Source organism: Sulfuricurvum sp. (assembly GCF_023250475.1).
In the GTDB taxonomy this organism is placed as follows: domain Bacteria; phylum Campylobacterota; class Campylobacteria; order Campylobacterales; family Sulfurimonadaceae; genus Sulfuricurvum.
The window spans coordinates 441-3,618 of the sequence record NZ_JAHFAQ010000167.1; the positions used below are offsets into that span (position 1 = coordinate 441).

General features: G+C 37.9%; 3 protein-coding genes. All 3 read right to left on the reverse strand.

From position 1 onward, the window contains the following. Positions 1 to 976: hypothetical protein (locus Q0C19_RS11475; protein WP_295056148.1), on the reverse strand; the 976-nt coding region annotated here is incomplete at its 3' end. Then, on the reverse strand, positions 976 to 1,935 hold the full coding sequence (locus Q0C19_RS11480; protein WP_295056151.1) for a hypothetical protein: 960 nt from the start codon (positions 1,933 to 1,935) through the stop codon (positions 976 to 978). The genes Q0C19_RS11475 and Q0C19_RS11480, both read right to left, overlap by 1 nt. Positions 1,936 to 1,994: 59 nt before the next feature. Beyond that, the coding region (locus Q0C19_RS11485; RefSeq protein ID WP_295056154.1) for an HlyD family type I secretion periplasmic adaptor subunit at positions 1,995 to 3,178 on the reverse strand (1,184 nt) is incomplete at its 5' end.

Here is a 3,178-nt window from a genome sequence, read left to right on the forward strand (position 1 = left end):
CACCGATGAGGATGTCATCGCCAGCTCCGCCATTTAGACTATCGCTTCCACGTTCACCGAATATTAAGTCGTTTTTGGCAGTACCGGTAAGGGTATCGTTATAATTAGTTTCCAAGTAATCATAGGTTGCCGATCCCCCTTTTCCGACTTGGACGTCCCCGTCGATGTTAATGCCTTCGCCGTATTTTGCAATGAGATAGTCCCGGGTGTGAGAAATTTGATTTATGATTGAATCGCTATTGTCATAGACAGTTGGATATTTGTTTTGTTCTTCAATTATTTTTGATTTATTACGAAGGTACATCCGCATTACTTCTTTTGCGCTCACCTCCGTAACTCCTGCAGCATCATAAAGACCAAACATATCAGACTCAGCAACAACACGTATGTAGTTTCCAGGCAGTTCGTCTGCATTTGAATTAAAACGAATTTGAAACCATGATTCTGCTCGATTATTGTTTTTAATCGCCTTCATTAGACTAGGTGCTCCTCCAGATCCTAGTCGATATATTTGCGATATTACTGCTGCACGTTCTCTTGATAACGTTAGTGTATCGCTCCCAAAATTTTTATCTAAAGCTGTTTCAAAATTTGAAACCGTTTTATTCAAAAGAAGTGTTGCGTTTTCTTCTGTGCCAAGAGTAATATAGCTATTAATTTCATCTCTTATTTGCGCTTTAGTTTTATTACCAGAGTTTAATACGAGTAATTTAACTTTTTCCAAAGCCTGGGTAACATTCATTTCAGCTCTTAAAGAAGTAACAAAAGGTGATAAATCATTTACCAAAGTATTGATATTCGCTAGTAAATCATATCCATACGCTAATGCTAAACGATCTTTTCCATCTATATGTACATTTAGCTTTGTTAAATCACCATCATGTAGTGGGTGGTTTTCAGAAATTTTAATTTGATCATTTCGATCAGCTTCATATGATCCATATACCCAATTTGTGTGTGTACCAGAGAGTGCCATTATTTATCCTTATTATTTTGAAGATTTTTTTTAAAAAAACAAACATCATTCAACACGTTGTCTTTATTGAATCTCACCACTTTAATCATATCTGTTAAATATAGTGATGAGTGATGTCCGAAATTGATATTTTTCGAATATCCGAATAATGCGAGTAAATAAGAAGAATCAAATCTAAATGGTTTTACATATAATGATAGTTGACCAAAATTATCTGCTACATTCTGATAATCGATTTGAATCGTTGAGGAATTAAAAATAGTACTTGTTGTACTGCCATTGATATCATTTAATGATATTAGAGGAGAATAATCAATATTTTCATACTCATCTCCATATTTGCCATAGTTAAAAAAATACCAAACGATTTCGTTATTTCCATCATTATTAATATCAAATTCAGCACTTTGATAAAATTTAAGTTCTCCAATTCTTTCATTGTCTTTTGGGTTCAAATTACTATTATAAAGTTTATATTTGTTTTCCCATTTTAACCAATTAAATTCAGAATGCTTTTCAGGAACAAATCTGCCATAAATCCCTAGATCATTATTTAATATATCTAGAATTGGAGTGCATATATTTTCATTATGACTTTGTGAAAGTGTATATTTTTTATTTATAAGCGATAAAATATTAATCCTGTCTCGATATGCGTTTCTCAAACATTGATGAAGAGGATTTATTTTTTTCTCTCCATAAATATCACTTCTACCAGTTATACACCATTTGTCTCGCACAACTTTTTGCCATACTCTTTGGTCTTTTATTATTTCTTCCTTGTAGGATTCAATTTGAACTGCCTCTTTAAATATGTTTGAGAGGTTTTCATCCAGTTTTGATAACTCTGGATCAGCACAAATCATCTTCTCGACTTTTGTACTTGCTTTCGTACAATCGAAACTTGCTCCGAACAGTGAGACACTCAGGAAGAATATGAGGGTTAGGTACTTTTTCATTCAGGCTGCCTTATTTTGAATTTTATTTTTCTTCATAATAATCCTTCGTATTAATTTCTTCATCTCACACTCAGCCCTTCATCGAGATATTTGATCATCGGGTAGATAAAAAACTCGATGACGCGACGTTTCCCTACTTTTAGCTCCGCCGTCACACTCATCCCCGGATGGATGGAGAGGGTTTTCCCCTCCCCTTTGAGCGTTGTGTCACTCGGTGTGATAGCGATCTCATAGACGGGTCCAAGTTTCTCATCCTCGATGGCATCATCGGCGATATGGTTGACACTTCCGTGGACAAGTCCGTACTTTTGAAAATCGAACGTATCGATCTTGACGGCAGCTTCCATCTTTTTGGTCACAAAACCGATGTCTTGGTTGAGGACGGTGGCTTTGATAATGAGAGGGACATCTTTAGGGATCACAGTGAGAAGTTTCTCGGCAGGGGTAACGACACCACAGACGGTATGGACGAAGAGTTTTCCGATATATCCATCTACAGGAGCAATGATCTGCTGTTTGGCATGACGGAAAAGAGAAGTCTGCACTTCAGTGCGCAATGCCGTCGCCTCTTTGGACTTTTGAGTCAGTTCTTCGAGCAGTTTGTTTCTATATTCCTGGCTTACGAGACGGAGCTGCTGAGTAAGTTCGTTGAGTTTGCCAATTGATTGTGCGATAGCATGCTCTTTCATGGTGAGCTGTTCTTGGTATTCTATCCGCTGGTTTTGCGCATCGATATACTCTTTTTTAGCAATAATGTCGAGAACCTCTTTTAACCGGTTCTCATGCTCTTTTGCACTGGCTAAAAGCTGTTTGAGGCGGGATCTGTCCGCTTTTGCCGCTTCAGTCGCTTCATCGTTTTGGCGAATCTGCTCTTCCAATACTTGACGCTGTTGATCATAGGCCAGTTTACTGGAGGTATACATCATCTGCTGAGTAGCGATAGCAGTACTATCTTCATACTTTCGGCTAGGGTAAAACGCTCTATTATTGATAAGCGCATCCAGCCGTTCAATCTCTAATTCGAGAAGTGAGAGATTTTTTTGTTTGGATTCCAGATCGCTTTCGGTAACAGAGGGATCGATTTCCATCAATACTTCCCCTTTTTTTACCTTTTGCCCTTCGTTAATACGTATGGAAGCAATGACCCCCGTTTCTACGGGCTGGAGGGTTTTGATCTCGCCGTCGGGGACGATTTTCCCTCGTGCACTCACAACAATATCGATTTTGGCAAGGAAAAGCCATA

Coding starts and splice junctions, on each gene's coding strand:
- Q0C19_RS11480 (WP_295056151.1), bottom strand. CDS start 1,935: ATGAAAAAGTACCTAACCCTCATATTCTTCCTGAGTGTCTCACTGTTC.